The organism is Ensifer sp. ENS11 (genome assembly GCF_014851895.1).
Lineage (GTDB): Bacteria > Pseudomonadota > Alphaproteobacteria > Rhizobiales > Rhizobiaceae > Ensifer > Ensifer canadensis.
This window is the reverse complement of record NZ_JACVAN010000027.1, coordinates 1-21,341: the sequence shown is the minus strand read 5'-3', so window position 1 is coordinate 21,341 and position 21,341 is coordinate 1. Positions and strand designations below refer to the sequence as shown.

At 62.4% G+C, this 21,341-nt stretch carries 19 protein-coding genes and 1 pseudogene; 10 read left to right on the top strand and 10 right to left on the bottom strand.

Annotated features, from left to right (window positions below; all coding sequences use genetic code 11):
- Positions 1-14: 14 nt before the first annotated feature.
- The 4 genes from IB264_RS30640 to IB264_RS30625 form a co-directional block, all read right to left on the bottom strand.
- Positions 15-203: a DUF3008 family protein gene (locus IB264_RS30640; RefSeq protein ID WP_025424924.1), complete on the bottom strand. Its 189-nt coding sequence runs from the start codon at positions 201-203 to the stop codon at positions 15-17.
- Positions 204-375: 172 nt separating this feature from the next.
- Positions 376-1,989: a cisplatin damage response ATP-dependent DNA ligase gene (locus IB264_RS30635; RefSeq protein ID WP_025424923.1), complete on the bottom strand. Its 1,614-nt coding sequence runs from the start codon at positions 1,987-1,989 to the stop codon at positions 376-378.
- A 3-nt stretch (positions 1,990-1,992) separates the two neighbouring features.
- A complete protein-coding gene (locus IB264_RS30630; RefSeq protein ID WP_038576510.1) occupies positions 1,993-3,003 on the bottom strand; it encodes a ligase-associated DNA damage response exonuclease in 1,011 nt (336 codons plus the stop codon).
- Between the two features lie 91 nt (positions 3,004-3,094).
- A complete protein-coding gene (locus tag IB264_RS30625; protein WP_025424921.1) occupies positions 3,095-4,048 on the bottom strand; it encodes a nucleoside hydrolase in 954 nt (317 codons plus the stop codon).
- Between the two features lie 255 nt (positions 4,049-4,303).
- Between IB264_RS30625 and IB264_RS30620 the strand changes: the two genes are divergently transcribed.
- The gene (locus IB264_RS30620) at positions 4,304-4,957 is read left to right on the top strand and encodes a hypothetical protein (RefSeq protein ID WP_025424920.1); all 654 of its coding nucleotides are present in this window, start codon (positions 4,304-4,306) and stop codon (positions 4,955-4,957) included.
- A 99-nt stretch (positions 4,958-5,056) separates the two neighbouring features.
- Here the strand turns inward: IB264_RS30620 and lysS are convergent, their stop codons facing one another.
- Together lysS and gltX are read right to left on the bottom strand one after the other, a co-directional pair.
- The gene (lysS, locus tag IB264_RS30615; protein WP_025424919.1) at positions 5,057-6,553 is read right to left on the bottom strand and encodes a lysine--tRNA ligase; all 1,497 of its coding nucleotides are present in this window, start codon (positions 6,551-6,553) and stop codon (positions 5,057-5,059) included.
- A gap of 10 nt (positions 6,554-6,563) precedes the next feature.
- Positions 6,564-8,021 carry a glutamate--tRNA ligase gene (gltX, locus tag IB264_RS30610; RefSeq protein ID WP_057210080.1) on the bottom strand — a complete coding sequence of 486 codons (1,458 nt, stop codon included), beginning with the start codon at positions 8,019-8,021 and terminating at the stop codon, positions 6,564-6,566.
- A 256-nt stretch (positions 8,022-8,277) separates the two neighbouring features.
- Here gltX and IB264_RS30605 point away from each other — a divergent pair, with 256 nt between their 5' ends.
- Both IB264_RS30605 and IB264_RS30600 read left to right on the top strand, forming a co-directional pair.
- Positions 8,278-8,625, top strand: coding sequence for a helix-turn-helix transcriptional regulator (locus IB264_RS30605; protein WP_025424917.1), 348 nt, complete (start codon positions 8,278-8,280; stop codon positions 8,623-8,625).
- Between the two features lie 234 nt (positions 8,626-8,859).
- Positions 8,860-9,240, top strand: a complete 381-nt coding sequence (locus IB264_RS30600; RefSeq protein ID WP_025424916.1) for a VOC family protein — start codon at positions 8,860-8,862, stop codon at positions 9,238-9,240.
- Between the two features lie 363 nt (positions 9,241-9,603).
- On the opposite strand, the gene IB264_RS30595 is transcribed toward IB264_RS30600, so the two are convergent.
- The 3 genes from IB264_RS30595 to IB264_RS30585 all read right to left on the bottom strand — a co-directional run bounded on the left by IB264_RS30595 (position 9,604) and on the right by IB264_RS30585 (position 12,131).
- Entirely contained in the window at positions 9,604-10,359 is a 756-nt protein-coding gene (locus tag IB264_RS30595; protein ID WP_025424915.1) for a TerC family protein, read from the bottom strand.
- Positions 10,360-10,472: 113 nt separating this feature from the next.
- Positions 10,473-11,312 carry an AraC family transcriptional regulator gene (locus IB264_RS30590; RefSeq protein ID WP_025424914.1) on the bottom strand — a complete coding sequence of 280 codons (840 nt, stop codon included), beginning with the start codon at positions 11,310-11,312 and terminating at the stop codon, positions 10,473-10,475.
- A gap of 111 nt (positions 11,313-11,423) precedes the next feature.
- A complete protein-coding gene (locus IB264_RS30585; RefSeq protein ID WP_025424913.1) occupies positions 11,424-12,131 on the bottom strand; it encodes a TetR/AcrR family transcriptional regulator in 708 nt (235 codons plus the stop codon).
- Between the two features lie 157 nt (positions 12,132-12,288).
- Between IB264_RS30585 and IB264_RS30580 the strand changes: the two genes are divergently transcribed.
- From IB264_RS30580 to xylB, 5 genes are all read left to right on the top strand, one after another.
- The gene (locus IB264_RS30580; RefSeq protein ID WP_025424912.1) at positions 12,289-13,506 is read left to right on the top strand and encodes an HlyD family secretion protein; all 1,218 of its coding nucleotides are present in this window, start codon (positions 12,289-12,291) and stop codon (positions 13,504-13,506) included.
- A 69-nt stretch (positions 13,507-13,575) separates the two neighbouring features.
- On the top strand, positions 13,576-15,165 hold the full coding sequence (locus IB264_RS30575) for a DHA2 family efflux MFS transporter permease subunit (RefSeq protein ID WP_025424911.1): 1,590 nt from the start codon (positions 13,576-13,578) through the stop codon (positions 15,163-15,165).
- 116 nt (positions 15,166-15,281) lie between these two features.
- Positions 15,282-16,397 (top strand): metallophosphoesterase, encoded by a 1,116-nt coding sequence (locus IB264_RS30570; protein ID WP_025424910.1) that lies wholly within the window; start codon positions 15,282-15,284, stop codon positions 16,395-16,397.
- Between the two features lie 88 nt (positions 16,398-16,485).
- Positions 16,486-17,523 carry a LacI family DNA-binding transcriptional regulator gene (locus IB264_RS30565; RefSeq protein WP_025424909.1) on the top strand — a complete coding sequence of 346 codons (1,038 nt, stop codon included), beginning with the start codon at positions 16,486-16,488 and terminating at the stop codon, positions 17,521-17,523.
- Positions 17,524-17,596: 73 nt separating this feature from the next.
- Positions 17,597-19,051, top strand: coding sequence for a xylulokinase (gene xylB, locus IB264_RS30560; protein WP_025424908.1), 1,455 nt, complete (start codon positions 17,597-17,599; stop codon positions 19,049-19,051).
- A 41-nt stretch (positions 19,052-19,092) separates the two neighbouring features.
- Here xylB and IB264_RS30555 read toward each other — a convergent pair whose 3' ends face one another.
- A complete protein-coding gene (locus IB264_RS30555; RefSeq protein WP_025424907.1) occupies positions 19,093-19,452 on the bottom strand; it encodes a nuclear transport factor 2 family protein in 360 nt (119 codons plus the stop codon).
- Between the two features lie 137 nt (positions 19,453-19,589).
- Between IB264_RS30555 and xylA the strand changes: the two genes are divergently transcribed.
- Both xylA and IB264_RS30545 read left to right on the top strand, forming a co-directional pair.
- The gene (gene xylA, locus IB264_RS30550; RefSeq protein WP_025424906.1) at positions 19,590-20,900 is read left to right on the top strand and encodes a xylose isomerase; all 1,311 of its coding nucleotides are present in this window, start codon (positions 19,590-19,592) and stop codon (positions 20,898-20,900) included.
- Positions 20,901-21,214: 314 nt separating this feature from the next.
- A pseudogene (locus IB264_RS30545) lies at positions 21,215-21,341 on the top strand (sugar phosphate isomerase/epimerase); the annotation flags it as partial.

The window sequence follows — 21,341 nt, the reverse complement described above, 5'->3', positions numbered from 1 at the left end:
TGCTTGCCGGGAGGTCATTTTGCCGTCTTCCGCTCGGGCAGTTTCTTGCGCTTGGTTTCCGCAAGTTCTTCAAGCTCGCTTTCGGTCATGGATTTTTCCATTTCGCGTGACGCGCCCTTGAGTTCGGATTTCTTCATGTCTCCGCGTTTGGCGGCAAGGGCTGCACCGGCCGCCTTTTGCTGTGCCTTGGATTTTGCAGGCATGTCGCATCTCCTTGCGTGCGTTCGAATAGCTCAAACGCCGATCGATCGCGCCGGTTCCGCGCTTTACAGCGCCGTGCGTCAAATAAGACGCGCGAAGGACGCTGTAACGCTTTAAATTTGCTACATAATTTTATCCTTAAACCGGATCCGATTTAAGGAATTATGCAGTCGATCACGATCTGCCATCGATCATCGCCTGCAAGGTCTCCAGCCGGTCGGCCTCATGCGGGAGCTTGTCCTGACGCAGCCGTGCAATACGGGGAAAGCGCATGGCAACGCCCGACTTGTGCCGGGTCGACCGGTTCAGCCCCTCGAAGGCGACCTCGACGACGAAGCCGAAATCGGGTTCGGCCCGCACGGCCCGGACCGGGCCGAAGCGCTCGATGGTATTATCCCGGACGAAGCGGTCGAGAATTTCCAGTTCGGCATCGGTAAAGCCGAAATAGGCCTTGCCCACCGGCACCAGCGTTTCCGTGCCGTCGATCTTAGTCCAGACGCCGAAGGTGAAATCGGAATAGTAGCTGGAGCGCTTGCCGTGGCCGCGCTGCGCATACATCAGCACCGCATCGACGTTAAAGGGCGCGCGCTTCCATTTGAACCAGGGACCCTTGGCGCGGCCGGCGGTATAGGGCGAATCCAGCCGCTTCAGCATGATGCCTTCGATGACGGGATCGGGCGGATCGGATCGGAGCTGGTCGAGTTCCTCCCAGGAGGAAAACGGCACGAGCGGGGACAGGTCGAAATGCTGCGGCGAGGCCCGTTCGACAAGGTCGCTCAATATCGCCCGTCGTGCCAGGAAACCCTCCGCCCGAACGTCGGTTTCGCCCGCAAAGAGCACGTCGTAGGCGCGGATGAAGGCGGGGTATTCGTCCAGCATCTTGCGGCTGACGGACTTGCGGTTCAGCCGTTGCTGCAGGTCAGAAAAGGTCCGGGTGGCACGGTTGGTGCGGGCGGTGCCTCCGACCAGCAGTTCGCCGTCGATGATGCCGGAAAAGTCGGCCGCCTCCAGCACATCAGGGAAGGCACCGGAGATTTCGTCGCCGCTGCGCGAGTAGAGCCGTGTGGTCCCACCGATATTGGCGAGCTGCACGCGGATGCCGTCCCACTTCCATTCGGCGGCAAAATCCTTCGGGTCGAGCCCGTCGAGGTCGCCTTCGCCGACAGGAGTGGCAAGCATCACCGAATGGAAGACGGCGGGCGTCGAAAGCACCGGCCTTTCCGCCTCTCCCGCCAGCCATTGGAAGAGCGGCAGATAGGGCGGAGCGAGCCCGTGCCAGAGAGTTTCGATTTCGCTGACGTCCTTTCCACCCATCTCGGCCAGAGCCTGCTTTGCGAGCTTGGCGGAGACGCCGATGCGCAGGCCGCCGGTCACGAGTTTCAGGAAGGCGAAGCGCGCCGATGTGTCGAGCCGGTCGAGCATGTCGCGAACGACACTGCGCACATTGGCGCGGCCGGTCGCCTGCAGCTTTTCGATCGCGTCGCCGAGCGGAATGTCGTCGAGCACCACGCCTGCAGGCGGCTCCCAGACCAGCGACACGGTCTCGGCAAGGTCACCGACATAATCGTAGGAATAGCGGAACAGCACCTCGTCCATGCGTTCGAGCAGAAGGTCACGGATCATCGCCGGCTTGACGGTTGCAAGCGAGAGCGTGCCGGCGATCGCGGCGAGCGCATAGCCGCGGCTCGGATCAGATGTAGTGCGGAAATAATCCGCCAGCAGCCGGATCTTGGCGTTGCGCTGCGGGGTGAGCACGAGGCGGTCGAGCAGTTCGGCGAAGGCCTTCATCGCTCACTCTCCCTCGTCGTCATAGCCGACGAGATGCAGCGGTCGCGCGGCGATGCCTTCGAGCTCGCACCAGCGCACCAGCGCCTCCTCGCGGCCATGGGTAACCCAGACTTCCGCCGGGCCGATCTCACGGATCGTTTGCGTCAGTTCTGGCCAGTCGCAGTGGTCGGAGATCACCAGCGGCAGCTCGACGCCGCGCTGCTTGGCCCGTTGCCGGATCATCATCCAGCCTGAAGCGAAGATCGCCAGGGGATCGACGAAGCGCCGCGCCCAGCGGTCGGCGAAGGCTGCGGGCGGGCCGATGACGACGGTGCCGGAAAAATCCTGCTTCTCGTCGGCGGCAAGCGTCGCCGGGCGGATTTCACCGAGATCTATGCCTTCGCCACGATAATAATCACAGAGCTTCTGCAAGGCGCCGTGGATGTAGATCGGCTGGTCGTAGCCCTGCTCGCGCAGAAGGGCGATCACCCTCTGCGCCTTGCCGAGCGCATAGGCGCCGACCACATGGGTGCGCTCGGGAAACTGCTTCAGCGACGTCAGCAGCTTCTGCATCTCGGTGCGGTCGTCCGGGTGGTGGAAGACCGGCAGGCCGAAGGTGGCCTCGGTGATGAAGACGTCGCATGGAACCGGTTCGAACGACAGGCAGGTCGGGTCGCGGCGTCGTTTGTAATCGCCCGAGACGACGATGCGCGTGCCCTTCGCCATCACCGAAATCTGCGCCGAGCCGAGCACATGGCCTGCGGGGTGAAAACGCACCTCGACGCCGTTGACGACCATCGTCTCGCCCAGGGCAACGGCCTGGCTCGTGCCGCAGAAACCGTCGCCATAGCGGATGCGCATGATATCGAGCGTTTCGCGGGTGGCGAGCACCTGACCGTGGCCGGCGCGAGCGTGGTCGGAATGGCCATGGGTGATCAGGGCGCGATCGACCGGCTGCACCGGGTCGATGTAGAAATCCCCGATCTCGCAATAGAGACCTTTCGGGGCTGGATAGAGCAGGGCGTCCGGTTTCATGGCCATAAAGATAGCCGGCGAACGCATGTCCGCCAGCTATCGCAGCAAAGTTTTTCGAACGGTTGGACAAGCCGGTCCGTTCGGGGTGACATCAGTCGTGCAGCGCCAGCGTGTCGCCGATCAACTTCAGGGTTTTCGCTGCATCGATGTCGATGCAAGCTTTCTGGCTCGGCAGGTTGTCCCACGGGCTCGGCGGGAACAGCCGGCTGTCGGGCTTCTGGATCGTCTGGCCATCGGCAAGGCCGCCGCAGACGACGCGGATGACGCCGCTGCGCACCTTGAACAGGTCCGGCGCCACGACATAGGCACAGGCGCAGCTGTCATGCACCACCATACCGTCAGGCACATGCTGCTCGTAGAAGGTGATGTAGAACTGCGAGATGTCGGAGAGCAGCTGTGCCGGCGCTCCGCCGCGTGCGGCGATGTCGGCGAGCATGGCCTTGGTCATCACCGTCTTGGTGGTGACATCGAGACCGACGACCGTAACCGGCCACGGCGCCGTCATGACGACGTCGGCTGCCTCGGGGTCGCCATGGATATTGGCTTCGGCGGCCGGCGTGATGTTGCCGTTGACGTCGAAGGCGCCGCCCATGATCACCACTTCGCGCACCAGCGGCGCAAAATCCGGATCTTCGCGCAGTGCCAGCGCCAGGTTGGTCATGCGACCGACGGCAATCAGCGTCACTTCGCCGGGATTGGCGCGGACGGTGTCGATGATGAAGCGGTGCGCCGGGCGGGGATCGACGGGCAGGTCGATGGTCTCGGGCACGTCGATGTTGCCGAGGCCGTCATCGCCATGAATAAAGGTCGGCCAGCCGACATGCGGCCGATCCGGATTGAAGGTCTTGTCGAGACCTTTTGCGACCGGTGCCTTAATGCCCCACTCGCGCTTCAGGAACAGCGCATTGCGCGTCGTCGTTTCGACCGAGGCGTTGCCGAAGACCGTCGTAATGCCGATGAGGTCGATATCCGGGTGGCGGTGGAGGAAGAGGAGGGCCATCGCATCGTCGATGCCCGGATCCGTATCAAAGATAACCTTGTGCATGTGTTCTTCTTTTCTTTTTCTTGCGTTTGACGGGTCGCAATGGAGGCAAGATGCCTGCGAAAGTCAATCACCCTTCGATCCCTATCGAACACGCCCGATGTCGAAGCTGAAGATGTCTTTTGGGCGAGCTCCTCTGTTCTTCCCGTTCGTCTATGGCGCGCGGCGCTTAAACTTTCTGAAAGGTGCAGCGCCTATCCTTGCAAGGCGCCTTCGGGCTTTTGTTACAGTTCCTGAAATGACAGCGGAGCCATTCTCGTGAAGGCTATTCTCGGCAACTTGCGCCCATCGAAGAGGCTGGTCGTCATCCTCGCCGCGGCGTTCGGCGTGTCGGCTGCCTCAGGTGCTGCCGCCGTCTATGTCGGCCGCGACGCATTGATGGAGCGGATTTCCAAGCCCGCCACCTCCGGCCTCGAATGCACCCTGGTCAGAACCATCAAGCTCGGCCATCACGGTCAGCGCTGGGTCCGCATGCACATCAAGACGGATCGTGCCGACGGCGAAGCGCGCATGCGCACGGCGCTTCGCGTGGTCGGTGCTCTCTCCAAGACGGAAAATGCCGAGCTTTACCAGGTGGTCGTTCTCGATGCGGCCGGACCGGAAGAGCGCGCCCAGGTTCGGGGTGCGGCGATCGGCGCGCAAGTTCTCTTTGCACCGGGCCCGCAGAGCGTGCCCGGTATGGATGAACCGTTCCGCGCGTCCTACAATGACGGCACGGCAAACTCGGCCGGCTTCTTTCATGGCAACACCATCGATCTTTCCGTGGGTGACATCCGCGGCATGATGGCCGGCATGGACGATCGGTCGCCCTGCATCGATCCGAATGCTGTCGCCGTCGAGGGCGAGGCGGCACCGGACGCCACGGCGCAAGAGCACAAGGTCGAGAGCGCCGAAGCGCCTGCAGGCCACTGAAGCGCCGTTCTCGCGCAGCGCGCTGTCACTCCATCATTGAAAATGAAAAAAGCCCGCCGCAATCGCGCCGGGCTTTGTCTTGTGCCGTTATGACTTTGATCAGTCGGCCTTGTTGCGGCGCGCCGGGAACAGGATGATGTCGCGGATCGACGGCGCGTTGGTCAAAAGCATGATCAGGCGGTCGACGCCGATGCCGAGGCCGCCTGCCGGCGGCATGCCCTGGTCGATGGCATCAAGGAACTCGTCATCGAGCTGCTTTGCCTTTTCGCCGCGGGCATGGGCCTGCTCCAGCTGCTCGACCATGCGGGCGCGCTGCTCTTCCGGATCGTTGAGCTCCGAGAAGGCGTTGCCGAGTTCCCAGGTGTTGCAATAGGTCTCGAAACGCTCGACGAGGCGCGGCTCGCCCGGCACTTCCTTGGCGAAAGGCGAGATGTCCTTCGGGAAATGCGTGACGTGGGCCGGCTGGATCAGCGTCGGCTCGACCTTTTCTTCGAAGATGAAGGCGAGGCACTCGCCCCAGGTCCAGTCCTTCTCGACTTCGAACCCGGCAGCCTTGGCGGCCGCACGGGCTTCCTCGTCGGTCTTCATCGCCAGGAAGTCGATACCGGTCGCTTCCTTGACGGCATCCGGCATCGGCACGCGGCGGAACGGACCCTTGAAGGAGATTTCCTTGTCGCCGAACATGAATTCGGTCGAGCCGTGGATCGACAGAGCGAGCTTGGTAAACAGCCGCTCGACGAGGTCCATGATGTCCTCGTAGTCGGCATAGGCCCAGTAGCATTCCATCATGGTGAATTCGGGATTGTGCCGGGTCGAGACGCCTTCGTTGCGGAAGTTGCGGTTGATCTCGAACACCTTGTCGGTCAGGCCAGATACCAGCGTGCGCTTCAGATACAGTTCCGGCGCAATGCGCAGGAACATGTCGAGCTTCAGCGTGTTGTGGTGAGTCTTGAACGGCTCGGCCGTCGCACCGCCATAGACCGAATGCAGCATCGGCGTTTCGACTTCCATGAAGCCGTCGTCTTCCATGAAGCGGCGGATGCCGGAAACGATCTTGCTGCGCTGCTGGAAGCGCAGCTTCGATTCCTCGTTGGTCATGATGTCGAGGTGGCGCTTGCGGTAGCGCAGCTCGATATCCGACAAGCCATGCCATTTTTCGGGCATCGGCAGCAGCGACTTCGTCAGCATGGTGATCGTCTGCGCGTTGATCGTCAGTTCGCCGCGCTTGGTGCGGCGCACGACGCCGGTGACACCGATGATGTCGCCGATGTCGATCATCGGCAGCAGTGCGCGTGCGTCTTCAGGCGTGGTGTCCTTGTGGCTGAAGATCTGGATCTTGCCGGAGGCATCATGGATATCCATGAACATGCCGGAGTTGCGCGACGAGTAGACGCGGCCGGCGACGGTGACGACGTCCTGCGTCTCGGTGTCCAGCTCCAGGTTCTCGTACTTCGCCGCAAGTTCGGCATTGGTCATCGTGCGGTGGAAATGCGCCGGATAGACGTCGCCGATCTGTTCGCGGAGCAGCTTCAGCTTCTGCGCGCGCACTTCCGTCACATCGGAGGAGAGGGCTGTTGTTTCGGTCTTGTCGTTCATCGTCCTGTCCTTACTTTCCGCTGCCGGCCATCGAGGCGGCGACCTGGCCTGCAATCTTCAACCGCTGGCGCACGACCGAGCGGCCGAGCAGTTCCATGCTGTCGAAGAGCGGCAGCGACCGCGACGAACCGGAAACCGCCACGAACAGCGGTGCCAGCACGACCTTGAGCTTCTTGCCCATGCGGTCGGCGATCGCGCGTAGTTCCGCTTCGATCGTTTCCTTGTTCCATTCGAGGATCTTTTCCAGATCCGGCTGTACCGTGTTGAAGATCTCGACCAGTTCTTCCGGGCTCGACTTGATCTTGGCGAAGGCCGCCGGCTCGAGGCCGAGGTCGGACTTCAACAGGAAGTCGGCAAGGGCCGGCAGTTCGCCGAGCTTGGAGATGCGCGACTGCGACAGCTTCAGGCCCTGCTTCAGGCGATCGTTCTCGGACGCCCAGGCAAGCACCCGGCCGAGGAATTCGTCGTCGCTCAGCTTCTCGCGGATCCAGCGGCCGTTCAGCCAGTCGAGCTTCTGGATGTCGAAGATCGCGCCCGACTTCGACAGGTTGTCGGGGTCGAACTTTTCGGCAAGCTCGGCCATCGTCATCAGTTCCTCGCCTTCGGCGATCTGGATGAAGAACAGGCCGAGGAAATTCATCAGCGCTTCCGGCAGGTAGCCGAGCGCCGAGTAGTAGGAGATCGACGTCGGGTTCTTGCGCTTCGACAGCTTCGATTTGTCGGCATTGCGCATCAGCGACAGGTGCATGAACACCGGCGGCGTCAGGCCGAGATACTGATAGATCAGGATGTGCTTCGGCACGGAGGCCAGCCACTCCTCGCCGCGCGCGACGTGGGTGATCTTCATCAGGTAGTCGTCGACGACGTTCGCCATGTGGTAGGTCGGCATGCCGTCGGCCTTGAGCAGCACCTGCATGTCGACCGAATCCCACGGGATCTCGACGTCGCCATAGACGCCGTCGGTGAACTTGCAGGAGCCCTCGGTCGGGATCTTCATGCGCACGACATGCGGCTCGCCGGCATCGACGCGGCGGGTCACTTCTTCGGCTGTCAGGCTCAGGCAGTGGCCGTCATATTTCGGCTGCTTGCCGGCGGCGCGCTGGCCCTCGCGCATCTGTTCGAGCCGTTCCGGTGTGCAGAAACAGCGGAAGCCGTGGCCGTTGTTCTCGATCTGGCGAACGTAGTCGAGATAGATGTCCTTGCGGTCGCTCTGGCGGTAGGGGCCATAGGGGCCGCCGACGTCAGGGCCTTCCGACCATTCGAGCCCGCACCATTTCAGCGCATCCAGAACCTTCTGCTCAAACTCCGGCGTCGAGCGTGTGGCGTCGGTATCCTCGATACGAAGGATGAAGGTGCCGCCGTGCTTCTTTGCGAAGAGATAGTTGAACAGTGCGATATAGGCGGTGCCGACATGCGGCTCGCCGGTGGGGGAGGGTGCGATGCGTACCCGAACTGCTGAATCTGCCATGGTCTTTGCCCGTTTGACGTGCTTCTCGCCCCTTGCCGGAAGACAAGTCCGGCCGCCGGGCGCGCATTTTATGGGAAGGAAAGGCCCGTAGGGGTGCCGCACCAGCGGTATCGGCGGGCTATTCCAGTCGGCTCGCGTGAGACCATAGAACATGGAGCATGTCAACGGAAAGTGGATCACGCCGGTTTTTGTTGACACTGCCGATGGCTGGTTATATTGAACCGTGAGGTTATTTAACTGAAAGGTTTTTTAGGAAATGCCGGAAGATCGCCTGTCGACCACGCTCTCAGCCCTTGCCGACCCCACGCGCCGGGCGATTCTCGCCCGGCTCTCTCTCGGCGAGGCCTCTGTCGGCGAACTGGCGGAGCCGTTCGAGATGAGCCTGCCGGCGGTTTCAAAACATCTGAAAGTTCTCGAGCGCGCCGGGCTGATCAGCCGCGGCCGCGAGGCGCAATGGCGCCCCTGCCGGCTCGAAGCGGCACCCTTGCGCGACGTCAACAGCTGGCTCGACAGCTACCGCCGCTTCTGGGAAGAGAAGTTTGATCGTCTCGACGCCTATCTGCAGGAGTTGCAGAAGGTGGATCCGGACGCCGGGAAAAACTGATCTCAGCGATCTTGCTGGCGCAGCTTGGCTGCGCTACACATCCCGTGTCGAAAAAGGCAGGACCGGATATGGTAAGCCCGGTCCCTTCGTCACCGTACGAGCGGTTGCGAAGCTCTGCTCGAACCTGATCGTTCGAACCCGCGGCGTGGTTCCGATGCATCCGCATCGGTCCGCGGCGGGGTGTATCCAGATCAGACGCAGTCCGCCGCGTTTCTCAAAACACGGAGACTGCATATGCGACTGAACCATCTCGACCTTCACAGCCCCGTCGTTACCGAAACGGCGACATTCTTCATCGAACATCTTGGCTTCACGCTTGTCGAAACGCGCGGCAAGGATGCCTTTTATCGCCTGGCAGACGATGCCGGCATGGTGCTGGTGATCAGCCCGCCGATCGCCAAGCTTGGCGGTGGCGACCAGGTCAGCCTCGGTCTTCAGACCTACCATATCGGCTTCCTGCTGCCCGAGCGATTGGCAGTCGAGGATGCCTATCGGCGCATCCTGCCGAGCGGCATCCGCATCACCGAACCGGAAGAGCGGCATGGCGCCTATGTCTTCTATATGGTCATACCCGGCAACATCCTCGTGGAGATTGGGCAACGTCCCGACGCCTGAAGCAACCGGAACGATTTACCGGATGAGGCGTTATCCGTTCGAGAGGCGCGGGCTGTGCCAATCGGACATGACGAAGGCGGAGAACACGGGAATTTTTCCGATTTCTTCCCGTGGCCAACGAAACGGCAGTCGAGCGCCACTGCATGTTTCCTTAAATGCTATTCGATATAAGCATCAAAACATGCAGCAATTCAAAGCGCGACAGCGACCTTTGCGCGTCTCGTAAGACGCGCGGCGCTGTAGCGTTCTCACAAACGCCCGCAGCAAGATGGCCTGCATCCCCTGTGATGCAGGTCTTTTTTCGGCGCAACGAAAAGGCGGGGCTGGTGGCCCCGCCTTTCCAGTTTTGTTCGTGGCAACGCCTCAGTGCAGCTTGCCGGCGGCCTTCTTTCGCAGCCGCGCATTGCGCGCCACCATGTTGAGAACCTCCACCAGCGCCGAGAAGGCCATGGCGGCGTAGATGTAGCCCTTCGGCACGTGCAGGCCCATGCCTTCGGCGATCAGCGTCGTGCCGATCATCAAGAGGAAGGCGAGCGCCAGCATGACGATCGTCGGGTTCTTCTCGATGAAGTTGGCAAGCGGCGTCGCGGCAACGAGCATCACGGTGACGGCGGCTAGGACGGCGACGACCATGATCGGCAGATGCGGCGTCATGCCGACGGCGGTAATGATGCTGTCGACCGAGAAGACGAGGTCGAGCAGCAGGATCTGGCCGATCGCCGCGCCGAAGCTGTTGATCGCCGAAGAAGCGATGAAGTCTTCGCCGTGGTCGCTCGGATCGACGCTATGGTGGATTTCCTTGGTCGCCTTCCAGACGAGGAAAAGACCGCCGGCGATCAGGATCATGTCCTTCCACGAGAAGCCGTGTCCGAAGACCTCGAACACCGGCGTGGTCAGCTTGACGATCCAGGCGACGGTGCCGAGCAGGGCGAGGCGCATGACGAGCGCCAGGGTAATGCCGATGCGGCGGGCCCTCTCGCGGTGTTCGGCCGGCAGCTTGTTGGTGAGGATGGAGATGAAGATCAGGTTGTCGATGCCGAGAACCACCTCCATGACAACCAGTGTTATGAGGGCGACCCAGGCGGCTGGGTCCTGGGCAAGCGACATTATCCCCTGCATCGGCGATCTTTCCTTTTTCGGTGGCGCGTCGTCGCGCAAGAATCGCGGCAGTATTTAAGCAACATTGCGAAAGTGACAAGCGCCGCCGGCCATTTGCGGCGGCGCTTTACCGTTTACGCTTGGATCGGAATCCACATTTCGACCACCCCCATGCCCGAATGCGGGTCGAAACGATCATCATAACGCTCGATGAGATCAGGCGTTTGGCCATGCTGAAGACCGGACTCCGGCAGCCAGGTGCCGAAGATATGGTGCGCCGTCGTGGCGATCGACGAGATATGGCCGCGGTGCAGGAACACGGCGTAACGCTGCTTCGGCAGCTTCATGGTGGTAAAGCCGGCGGGCAGGGCGCCGGCGTCGTCGACTTCTGCTGCCGCCATATAGCGAAATGTCCCGGCTTCGCCATCGCTCTGGCTGCAGACGCCGTAGGCGACGTTGCCCTTCTGTCCGGGGATGTTGCCGAAGTGGGTATTGAAGCGCTGCCACAGCGAGGGAATGCCTTCGGTGCGGCCATAGGCGTAGGTTTCGGCAAGGCCGGCCAAAAGCAAAGGCGGGCTGTCTTCGAAGCGCGGTGGGTCCAGTTTGAGGAGGCGGGTGTCGTCCATTCTGATAGGCTCCGTCAGTGCGATGTTGCTGAGGTGCCCTTGCTTGCGCACGGTCTCCGGCGTGACGCCGAACTGCTCGCGAAAGGCACGGGTGAAAGCCTCGTGCGAGCCGTAGCCCGCTTCGAGGGCCACCGCGAGAATGCTGGACGAGCCGTCGGCAAGGTTTCGTGCGGCGCCGCTCAGCCGCCGCGCACGGATATAGGCGCTGATGGAGCGACCGGTCACCAGTCCGAAGACGCGCGACAGGTGAAAGCGCGAAAGGCCGGCAGCCTCGGCGATCTCCTCCAGCGATATATCCCTGGCGAAATGGCTCTCGATGAACCAGATCGCCCTTCCGATAGCACTCATGTTCACTCCCGTGGCAGACAGCCCATGCTCATAGGGTCTTGCCGCAAGGCGTGCTTGATCGCAATTGCTGGATTGAAGGCTAGCCCGAACGAATGAGCCCCTTGGCTTGGCTCAGTCCGTCTTCTTCTTCGGTCCATAGGCGGCCATGAAGACGCGGACGGCCGCGGCAACCGTGCCCTCGATCTGCTCTCGCGGCGGCGCCGAGCACATTCCGCCGAACAGGCGGTGCTTGAACAGCCCGGCCTGGGCCATCTCGATGAACTGCCTGGCCGCTACTTCCGTGTTGTCGATGTCGAGCGTGCCTGTTGGAACCTGCCGGTCGAGATAGGTCTTGAGGACCGTATAGCCGTTTTCGGGCGCCTCGCTGAAGAAGCGTTCCGCCAGATGCGGCATCCGGTCGATCACGCCGATCACCATGCGCATGGAGCGGATCGTGGCCTCGGAGGTGATGCTGCTCGTCAGGGTGACGCCGAAATCGTAGAGCGCCTCCTCGACGTCTTCGTGGTCGTTGAGTGCATGCTTGGCGGTCTGGATCACCAGGGTCTTGCCCTGGATGATCAGCGCCTTGAACAGGTCTTCCTTGTTTTCGAAGTAGACGTAGAGCGTGCCCTTCGAGACGCCGGCCTCGCGGGTGATATCGTTCATGCTGGCGGCGTCGAAGCCCTGGCTCATGAAGACCCGCCGCGCGCCCTCGAGAATCTGTTGGCGCTTGGCAGGGTCTTCACCCGCCGCATGGCGTCCGCTGCCGGGACCAAGCTGGTCGTCCGCGCCGTTATCAGGCCGGAAGGTCTCGTTTTGCTCGGTCTTTGCTGGTTCCATGATTGCCGTCTGCACCCGTCCCGTTCGCATTAATTCTCGTCCATCGAACTACCCGGTTCGATTCCCTCTTGATATGCGACGTCAAAGCGACTAAGTCAAGCTTCGATCGAACCGAACGGTTCAGTTCAGTCACCCCTCATTAACCAGGCCGGTATCCATGTCCGCATCCAAAACGTCCAGCGCCGCTCGCGTTCGCCCTGTCGGCGAGGATTTTGAAGTTCCGCAGACCCATGAGGCCGAGCCCGAGGCCAAGGGGGCGACTGCCGAGGCGCCGGCAGCGGTGCAAGAGCCTGCTGTCGAGGCCGCTTCGAAAAAGAAGAAGCGCAGCCCGATCTTGCCGGTTCTCGGCCTTGTCGCGCTCGCTGGCGCCGGCTGGTATGGCTATGACTGGTGGACCAATGGCCGCTTCATGGTTTCGACTGATGACGCCTATATCGAAGGCGACATTGCCACGATCTCTCCGAAAGTGTCGGGCTATGTCGCCAAGGTCGACGTCGTCGCCAACCAGAAGGTGAAGGCCGGCGATCCCATGGTCACGCTCGATGACGGCGACTACCGTATCGCGGCCGAGCAGACCGAAGCCCAGATCGCCACCCAGAAGCTGGCGCTCAGCCGTTTCGACGCGCAGATCGCAGGGGCGATGGCGAGCCTTGCCCAGGCCGAAGCCCAGAAGAACGCTCTCGAAGCAACGGTGCGCGGCGCCGAACTCGCGCAGAAGCGCGCGAGCGACCTCCAGTCCAAGGACGTCGGCACCGTTGCTTCGCGCGACAATGCCGACGTGGCTCTGGATCAGGCTCGGGCGAACCTTGCCGGCGCCGATGCCAACATCGCGGCTGCGAACGCCAACATCACCGTGCTGCAGGCGCAGCGCTCAGAGGCGGAAAGCCAGATCCGCTCGCTCGAACTTGCCCGTGACAAGGCCAACCGCGACCTCGGCTTCACCGTCTTGAAGGCGCCCTATGACGGCGTCATCGGCAACGTCGCCGTCCAGGTCGGTGACCTCGTTTCCGCTGGCCAGCGACTGGCCGCGCTCGTGCCTGTCGACCAGCTCTATATCGACGCCAACTTCAAGGAGACGCAGATCGCCCATCTGGTCCCCGGCTCGAAGGTCAAGGTCCATATCGACGCCTATGACGAGCACGCGGTCGAAGGCACGGTTGCCTCGATCGCGCCGGCATCCGGCTCGGTGTTCTCGCTGCTGCCGGCGGAAAACGCCACCGGCAACTTCACCAAGGTGATCCAGCGTGTGCCGGTGCGCATCACGCTGCCGGCCGATGTGCTGGCGGAAGGCCATCTGCGGGCGGGCTTGAGCGTCGTCGTCGATGTCGACACGCGCACGGCGCCCGACGAGACCAAGGTCGCCGCCACGAAGTAATCGGGCCTGACGCGCCGGCGTGTTCTTTTGAACGCGCCGATGCGCCTTTACACGCAGGGAGTGGCTCAGATGGCCGCAACGGCAACAGCAGGCTCGGTGGCGGCAGCCGCACCGAAGGTCGAAGAACATATGGACCCGAGAAGGCTGATCGCCTTCTTCGCCATGGTCGTCGGCATGTTCATGGCGATCCTCGACATCCAGATCGTTTCGGCATCGCTTGCCGAAATCCAGGCCGGCCTGTCGGCCGGCTCCGACGAAATCGGCTGGGTGCAGACCTCCTACCTCATTGCCGAAGTCATCATGATCCCGCTTTCGGGCACGCTGGCGCGTATCGTCTCGACGCGGGTATTGTTTTCGGTATCGGCTGCGGGTTTCACCGCGGCAAGCGCGCTCGCCGCCACAGCCACCAATATCGACCAGATGATCGTCTACCGGGCGATCCAGGGCTTCATCGGTGGCGGCATGATTCCGTCAGTCTTTGCGGCTGCCTTCACCATTTTTCCGCCGTCGAAGCGCAACATCGTTTCGCCGATCATCGGTCTGATCGCCACGCTCGCGCCGACCATCGGCCCGACCGTCGGCGGCTACCTCAGCCACGCCTTCTCCTGGCACTGGCTGTTCCTGGTCAATGTCATTCCCGGCATCATCGTTGCGACGCTGACCTGGACCTTCATCGATTTCGACAAGCCGGAGCTTGGTCTGTTCAAGAAGTTCGACTGGTGGGGGCTCGCCTCGATGGCGATCTTCCTCGGCTCGCTCGAATATGTCCTGGAAGAAGGCAACGCCAACGACTGGTTCAACGACGAGCATATCGTCATGGGTGCCGTCGCCACCGTGATCGCCGCGGTGATTTTCTTCTACCGGGCCTTCAAGGTGGAATTCCCGGTGGTCGACCTCAGGGCGTTTTCAAACCGAAATTTCGCCTTCGGTTCGATGTTCTCCTTTGTCATGGGCATCGGGCTCTATGGTCTCACCTATCTCTACCCGCTCTATCTCGGGCGCATCCGCGGCTACGATTCACTGATGATCGGCGAGACGATGTTTGTCTCGGGTCTAGCCATGTTCTTCACGGCGCCGGTCGCCGGCTTCCTGTCGGGCAAACTCGATCCGCGCGTGCTGATGACCATCGGCTTTGCCAGCTTTGCCAGCGGCACCTGGATCATGGGACATCTGACGGCTGACTGGGACTTCTACGAGCTGTTCATTCCGCAGATCCTGCGCGGCGTCGGGCTGATGCTGTGCATGGTGCCGATCAACAACATCGCGCTCGGCACCATGCCGCCGGCACGCATGCGCGGCGCATCCGGCCTCTTCAACCTGACGCGCAACCTTGGCGGCGCTGTTGGCCTGGCGGTGATCAACACCATCCTGACCCAGCGCCAGGATCTGCACTATGCCCGGCTCTCCGAACACATCCAGTGGGGCAACCCCGAGGCGATGGAGCGGTTCAACAACATGGCCGCCACCTTCAACGCCCATGGTCTCGATGGTGCTTCGATCGCCATCAAGCAGCTTGCGGCGATGGCCCAGAAGCAGGCGATGATCCTGTCGTTCGGCGATATCTTCGTCATCCTGACCGTGCTGTTCCTGTCGCTGATCCTGGGTGTGATGATGATCAAGAAACCGCAGGGCGTCGGACCCAGCGGCGGCGGGCACTAGGCCCACGCGCGGTTTACGCCGTCTTCGTGTTGCGGCACAATCCGGCCGGAAAGCAACGTCCGGCCGAACCCTGATCGACGATCCGGCACCTGGCCGGGTTGGAAACGGGGCCGTTCATGCGGGCATACCAACACTTCGGCATCTCCAGGCGCTCCTTCCTTGCCGCCGCCGCCGGCATCGGCGCGACACTGTTGGCCACGCCCATGCGCGCAGCCGGACGCCCGCCCATCGATGCTACCTTCCTGTTTTCGAACGATATCCACGCCTGCCTCGTCTCGACCGAGGGCCTTGCGCCGAACTGTGCGGCCGAAGGCAAGACCGACGCGAATCTGCTTCGCCACGTGGCAGCGCTCAATGCCCTGCCGGCGATGCACTGGCCGGAAACCGTCGGCGGTCAGTCAAGCGGGCTCGGCAGCACCGGCCGGCGGATCGGCCGGCCGCTCGGTCTTGTGCTCGGTGGCGACGTGACCGATGACGGCGGCGGACAGGTGCGCCAGCCGCGTGAGGGACGGCAGCTGCAGCAGTTTTCGAGCCGCTATCAGGAAGGACCGGGTGCCGACCGCGTGCACTTCCCCGTCTATGTCGGGCTCGGCAACCATGACCTCGACCAGGACGGGCCGCCGCCGCATGTCGACTGGTATCGCCGCGAACTGCGCGACTATGTCGAGCTCAATCATCGGCAGTCGGTGTTCTACAAGCCTCCGGTGCCGGTGACGAACTACGACCCGCTGTCGGATTGCTATTCCTGGGATTGGGGCGGGCTGCATCTCGTTCAGCTCCAACGCTTCGGTGGCGACGTCAGCAAGGGTGCGGTGGATGCGCTGCCGTGGCTGAAGCAGGATCTGGCAACCTATGCCGCTGACGGCCGACCGGTGATCCTGTTCCAGCACTATGGCTGGGATGCCTTCTCGACGGAGGTCTGGGACGCTGCCGCCAGGACCTTCGACGACCAGGGCAATGGCCCGCCGCATTGGTGGAGTCCTGGCGAGCGGCAGGCGCTCGTTGATGCCGTCAAGGGCTATAATGTCATCGGTCTCTTTCACGGCCATCAGCACGAAACCGCGATGATCTATCGCCGCGAAGGGCTGGATCTGTTCAAGCCGAAGGCGGCCTATATGGGCGGTTTCGCGCTCGTGCGCGTGACCGACGGCTTCATGGATGTGGTGCTTGCCGAGGCCGGGAAGGGCCACGGCGAGGTCACTTTCACGCAAGCATTCAGCAAGCGTTTTTAGCCAGCGAAAACAGCGGCCGGTCTTTCCTTGCGTGTTTTTGATTTACGTACATCAAAAATTCCTCTAAGGCAGTTTGCGGGAGGAAATGATGCGCCCTACAGTCCACGACATCGCTGCAGAAGCAGGCGTCAGCCTTGCGACCGTCGACCGGGTTTTGAACAATCGCCCGGGTGTGCGGACGGTCACGCGCGACAAGGTCGAGCGCGCGATCGCGACGCTCGGTTATATCAGGGACGTGGCGGCGGCCAACCTTGCCAAGAGCCGCAGCTATCCGCTGATCTTCATTTTGCCCGAAGGCGAAAACGCCTTCATGCGCGGGCTCGAGGCCGAGGTCCAGTCCGCAATGGCCCGCTCCGCCGTCGAGCGGACCGATGTCAGCATCCTCTCCGTTCCCGCCTTCGATGCATCGGCGCTGGCCGATGCGCTCGACGAAGCGCGCCGACGCGGACCGGCCGGCGTTGCCGTCGTTGCCGTCGAAGCGCCTGAAGTGGTTGCGGCCGTTGGGCGGCTTCGCGAGGACGGCATTGCCGTCGTCACCCTCGTGTCCGACCTGACCGGCTCCGAGCGCGAGCATTTCGCCGGCGTCGACAATATTGCCGCCGGACGCACGGCCGGCAGTCTGATGCGGCGTTTTGTCGGCGGCCGCGACGGGCCCGTTGCCATCGTCGCCGGATCGATGCTGGTGCGAGACCATCGGGATCGGCTTGAGGGTTTCAGCGCTGCCGTCAATGAAGGTGCCGCTAAGCGGCAGCTTTTGCCCGTGGTCGAGGGCCACGATGACCCGTCGGAAGTCGAAAATCTGGTGCAGGATCTGCTCGCCGCGCATCCGAACCTTACCGGCATCTACAGCCTCGGCGCCGGCAACCGCGGCCTGATCGCGGCGCTGGAGAAGGCCGGACGTCAGTCCGAGATCTGCGCGATCGCGCACGAATTGACGCCGTACAGTCGTGCTGCACTCGTTTCGGGTACCATCGATGCGCTGCTCAACCAGGATGCCGGTCACGAGGTGCGCAGCGCCATTCGCGTGCTGAAGGCCCGCGCCGATGGGCTCTCGATGATAGAGGCGCAGGAACGCATCCGCATCGACATTTTCCTCAAAGACAACCTGCCGGTCGAACCGGTGTAATGCTTTGAATTTACACAATTCCTGACGGAAAACCGTTGCACGCTTTCCCCGGAATTGCCCAATGGAGGCACGCATGTATCTTGGACTGGATCTCGGCACGTCGGGCGTCAAGGCGATGCTGATGGATGGCGATCAGCGTATTGTCGGTTCGGCATCCGGCGCACTCGACGTCTCGCGGCCGCATCCCGGTTGGTCGGAGCAGGACCCGGCCGCTTGGATCAGGGCTACCGAGGAGGCGATATCAGGCCTGAAGGCGGCACATCCTTCAGCCCTTGCCGCCGTGCGCGGCATCGGCCTTTCCGGCCAGATGCATGGCGCGACGCTGCTTGACGCCGACGACAAGGTGCTGCGGCCCTGCATCCTCTGGAACGACACCCGCAGTTTTCGCGAGGCAGCGGCGCTCGATGCCGAGCCGCAATTCCGCGCCATCACCGGCAACATCGTCTTCCCCGGATTCACCGCGCCGAAACTCGCATGGGTGCGTGAAAACGAGCCGGATCTCTTTGCCAAGGTGCGGTGGGTGCTGTTGCCGAAGGACTATCTGCGCCTGTGGCTGACGGGTGAGCATATGTCCGAGATGTCGGATTCGGCCGGCACGGCTTGGCTCGATACGGCCAAGCGCCGCTGGTCAGAAAGCCTGCTTTCGGCCACCGGCATGGAGGAACGGCAGATGCCGGATCTCGTCGAAGGCACGGATCGGGCGGGCGGGCTCCGGCCCGAGCTGGCGTCACGCTGGGGCATGGATGCCGGCGTCGTCGTTGCCGGGGGGGCGGGCGACAATGCGGCGTCTGCCTGCGGTATGGGCACCGTCGGCGAAGGCCATGCTTTCGTTTCATTGGGCACGTCGGGTGTGCTGTTTGCCGCCAATGCAAGCTACCTGCCCAATCCGGAAAGCGCCGTTCACGCCTTCTGCCACGCTCTGCCGAATACCTGGCATCAGATGGGTGTCATTCTGTCGGCGACCGATGCGCTCAACTGGTATTCCGGAATCGCCGGTCGCAGCGCCGCCGACCTCAGCACCGAGCTCGGCGATACGCTGAAGGCGCCAAGCGGCGTGACCTTCCTTCCCTATCTCTCCGGCGAGCGCACGCCCCACAATGATGCAACGATCCGCGGCGCATTTGCCGGGCTCGGCCACGAGAGCAGCCGGGTAGTGCTGACGCAGGCGGTCATGGAAGGCGTTTCCTTCGCCATCCGTGACAGCCTCGAAGCTTTGCGTGCCGCCGGCACGACGCTTTCGCGGGTGACGGCGATCGGTGGTGGATCGCGTTCGCGCTACTGGCTGAAGTCGATCGCGACCGCGCTCGACCTGCCGGTCGATCTGCCTGCTGATGGCGATTTCGGCGCCGCCTTCGGTGCTGCGCGTCTCGGCCTGATCGCGGCGACCGGCGCCGACCCAGTCGCGATTTGCCATGCACCGAAAACGGCGGAAACGATCGCGCCCGAAGCGGCTTTTGTGGCGGCCTACGACGAAGCCTACCAGAGCTATCGGCGTCTCTATCCCGCCATCAAGGGCGCGACGACGTGACCGCACCGCGCCCCTCCATGGCTGTTTTCGATCGACCGGGCCTATTGCGCCGGCACCTTGTCGATAAAGCCGGTGACCTGTTTCAGCCGGCCGTTCTCGATGAGGCCGACGTCGGTGCCCTCGATCACGGATTCGTCGCCATCTGGGCCAAGCGCCCAGGAGAAGCGGATCGTGTCGGCAAAGCCGTCCGGCGTGCCCTTGAGCGTGAAGCGAAAACCAGGAAACTGGCCCTGAACGCCGGCGATCAAGCCGCCGATGCCCGCATGCCCGTCACCCTGCATGATCGGGTCGCGATAGGCGACGTCGACGGTAAAGGCCGCTTCGATCAACACGCTGCGGCTGCCGACCTCTGCGTTCCAGGCGGCGATGTAGGCCTCGGCGATCCGGTTGAAATCGTTCATCTGACTATTCCTTTGGCTTGGCGTTTCGATGCCGCAGGTATCGCCGCACGAGGGAATGAAACCAATTACCTTCCACGTAATGACCGGGCGTTTTGCAGTCGCGGCGCCGGCACACCAGCCTTGAGAGGAGCCAGACCGTGAGCACGGGATTTTTCGGCGATATCGCTAAGATCAAGTATGAGGGACCGGAGAGCAGCAATCCGCTCGCCTTCCGCCACTACAACAAGGACGAGGTCGTTTTCGGCAAGCGCATGGAAGATCACCTGCGCTTCGCGGTTGCCTATTGGCACACCTTCGTCTGGCCGGGCGGAGACCCCTTTGGCGGCCAGACGTTCGAGCGCCCATGGTTCAAGGACACGATGGATGCGGCCAAGCTGAAGGCGGATGTTGCGTTCGAATTCTTCCAGCTGCTCGGCGTTCCCTACTACTGCTTCCACGATGCCGACGTGCGCCCCGAGGGCCGGAACTTCGTCGAAAACACCAAGAACCTCAACGAGATCGTCGACTATTTCGCAAAGAAGCAGGCCGACACCGGCGTCAAGCTGCTCTGGGGCACCGCCAACCTCTTCTCCAATCGCCGCTATATGTCGGGTGCCGCCACCAATCCGGATCCGGATGTGTTTGCCTTTGCAGCCGCGACGGTAAAGACCTGCCTAGATGCCACCCAGCGTCTCGGCGGTGAGAACTACGTGCTGTGGGGCGGGCGCGAAGGTTACGAGACGCTGCTCAACACCGACCTTTCGCGAGAACTCGACCAGCTCGGCCGCTTCGTCAATCTGGTGGTCGACTACAAGCACAAGATCGGCTTCAAGGGCGCGATCCTGATCGAGCCGAAGCCGCAGGAGCCGACCAAGCACCAGTATGACTATGACGTCGCCACGGTCTACGGCTTCCTCAAGAGGTACGGTCTGGAGAAGGAAGTCCAGGTCAATATCGAGCAGGGCCATGCGATCCTCGCCGGCCATTCCTTCGAGCACGAACTGGCTCTTGCCAATGCGCTTGGCATCTTCGGTTCGATCGACATGAACCGCAACGACTACCAGTCGGGTTGGGATACGGACCAGTTCCCCAACAACGTGCCGGAAATGGCGCTCGCCTACTATCAGGTGCTGGCAGGCGGCGGTTTCAAGTCGGGCGGCACCAACTTCGACGCGAAGCTGCGGCGCCAGTCGCTCGACCCCGAGGACCTCTTGATCGGCCATATCGGCGGCATGGATTGCTGCGCCCGCGGCATCAAGGCGGCCGCCCAGATGATCGAAGACAAGGCGCTGTCGGCTCCGCTTGATCAGCGCTACGCCGGTTGGCAGGTGCCGGAAGCCAAGAAGATGCTCGAGGGTGGCTTCTCGCTGGAAGAGATCGAAGCTTGGGTGCTGAAGTCCGACCTCAACCCGCAACCGAAGTCCGGCAAGCAGGAGCTGCTGGAGAATGTCGTCAACCGCTACGTCTGAGCGGCTGCGATCAACGCTGATTGAAGAACCGGCCGCCGCTGCGGCCGGTTTTTTTACTGGTGCCTCGTCGTGCCGGTGAGGCGCACCGCAGTCAGTTTCCGGATTGGCATTTCGGCGCCTGTGAACGCAGGAGGACGCCTCCCGAAATTCTCGTCCCAACCGGTTGCTCCATACAGAAAATCTGCTAGCTTCGGCGCCTGCAACGTTTCAGGTGCTTCAGCTGCAGCGAAAATGAAGCTTTCGTCCGCTTCTTCCTGTCGTTGGCCGAACCGGCCGGCTCTGCCGGTAGCCATATCATCAGGAGGATGTTTGCGATGAAAACGATTAAGGGCCCCGGTCTGTTTCTTGCGCAGTTTGCCGGGGATGCGGCGCCGTTCAACTCGTTTGCGGCGATCACCAAGTGGGCTGCCGATTGCGGCTACAAGGGCGTGCAGGTGCCGA

Bases quoted from the DNA above. Each gene is read 5' to 3' on its own strand.
- IB264_RS30565 (WP_025424909.1), top strand. From the start codon at position 16,486: ATGCGCCCTACAGTCCACGACATCGCTGCAGAAGCAGGCGTCAGCCTT.
- IB264_RS30590 (WP_025424914.1), bottom strand. From the start codon at position 11,312: ATGAGTGCTATCGGAAGGGCGATCTGGTTCATCGAGAGCCATTTCGCC.
- IB264_RS30580 (WP_025424912.1), top strand. From the start codon at position 12,289: ATGTCCGCATCCAAAACGTCCAGCGCCGCTCGCGTTCGCCCTGTCGGC.
- IB264_RS30600 (WP_025424916.1), top strand. From the start codon at position 8,860: ATGCGACTGAACCATCTCGACCTTCACAGCCCCGTCGTTACCGAAACG.
- IB264_RS30585 (WP_025424913.1), bottom strand. From the start codon at position 12,131: ATGGAACCAGCAAAGACCGAGCAAAACGAGACCTTCCGGCCTGATAAC.
- lysS (WP_025424919.1), bottom strand. From the start codon at position 6,553: ATGAACGACAAGACCGAAACAACAGCCCTCTCCTCCGATGTGACGGAA.
- xylB (WP_025424908.1), top strand. From the start codon at position 17,597: ATGTATCTTGGACTGGATCTCGGCACGTCGGGCGTCAAGGCGATGCTG.
- IB264_RS30640 (WP_025424924.1), bottom strand. From the start codon at position 203: ATGCCTGCAAAATCCAAGGCACAGCAAAAGGCGGCCGGTGCAGCCCTT.
- IB264_RS30555 (WP_025424907.1), bottom strand. From the start codon at position 19,452: ATGAACGATTTCAACCGGATCGCCGAGGCCTACATCGCCGCCTGGAAC.
- IB264_RS30575 (WP_025424911.1), top strand. From the start codon at position 13,576: ATGGCCGCAACGGCAACAGCAGGCTCGGTGGCGGCAGCCGCACCGAAG.
- IB264_RS30630 (WP_038576510.1), bottom strand. From the start codon at position 3,003: ATGAAACCGGACGCCCTGCTCTATCCAGCCCCGAAAGGTCTCTATTGC.
- IB264_RS30605 (WP_025424917.1), top strand. From the start codon at position 8,278: ATGCCGGAAGATCGCCTGTCGACCACGCTCTCAGCCCTTGCCGACCCC.
- IB264_RS30625 (WP_025424921.1), bottom strand. From the start codon at position 4,048: ATGCACAAGGTTATCTTTGATACGGATCCGGGCATCGACGATGCGATG.
- IB264_RS30570 (WP_025424910.1), top strand. From the start codon at position 15,282: ATGCGGGCATACCAACACTTCGGCATCTCCAGGCGCTCCTTCCTTGCC.
- IB264_RS30595 (WP_025424915.1), bottom strand. From the start codon at position 10,359: ATGCAGGGGATAATGTCGCTTGCCCAGGACCCAGCCGCCTGGGTCGCC.
- IB264_RS30635 (WP_025424923.1), bottom strand. From the start codon at position 1,989: ATGAAGGCCTTCGCCGAACTGCTCGACCGCCTCGTGCTCACCCCGCAG.
- gltX (WP_057210080.1), bottom strand. From the start codon at position 8,021: ATGGCAGATTCAGCAGTTCGGGTACGCATCGCACCCTCCCCCACCGGC.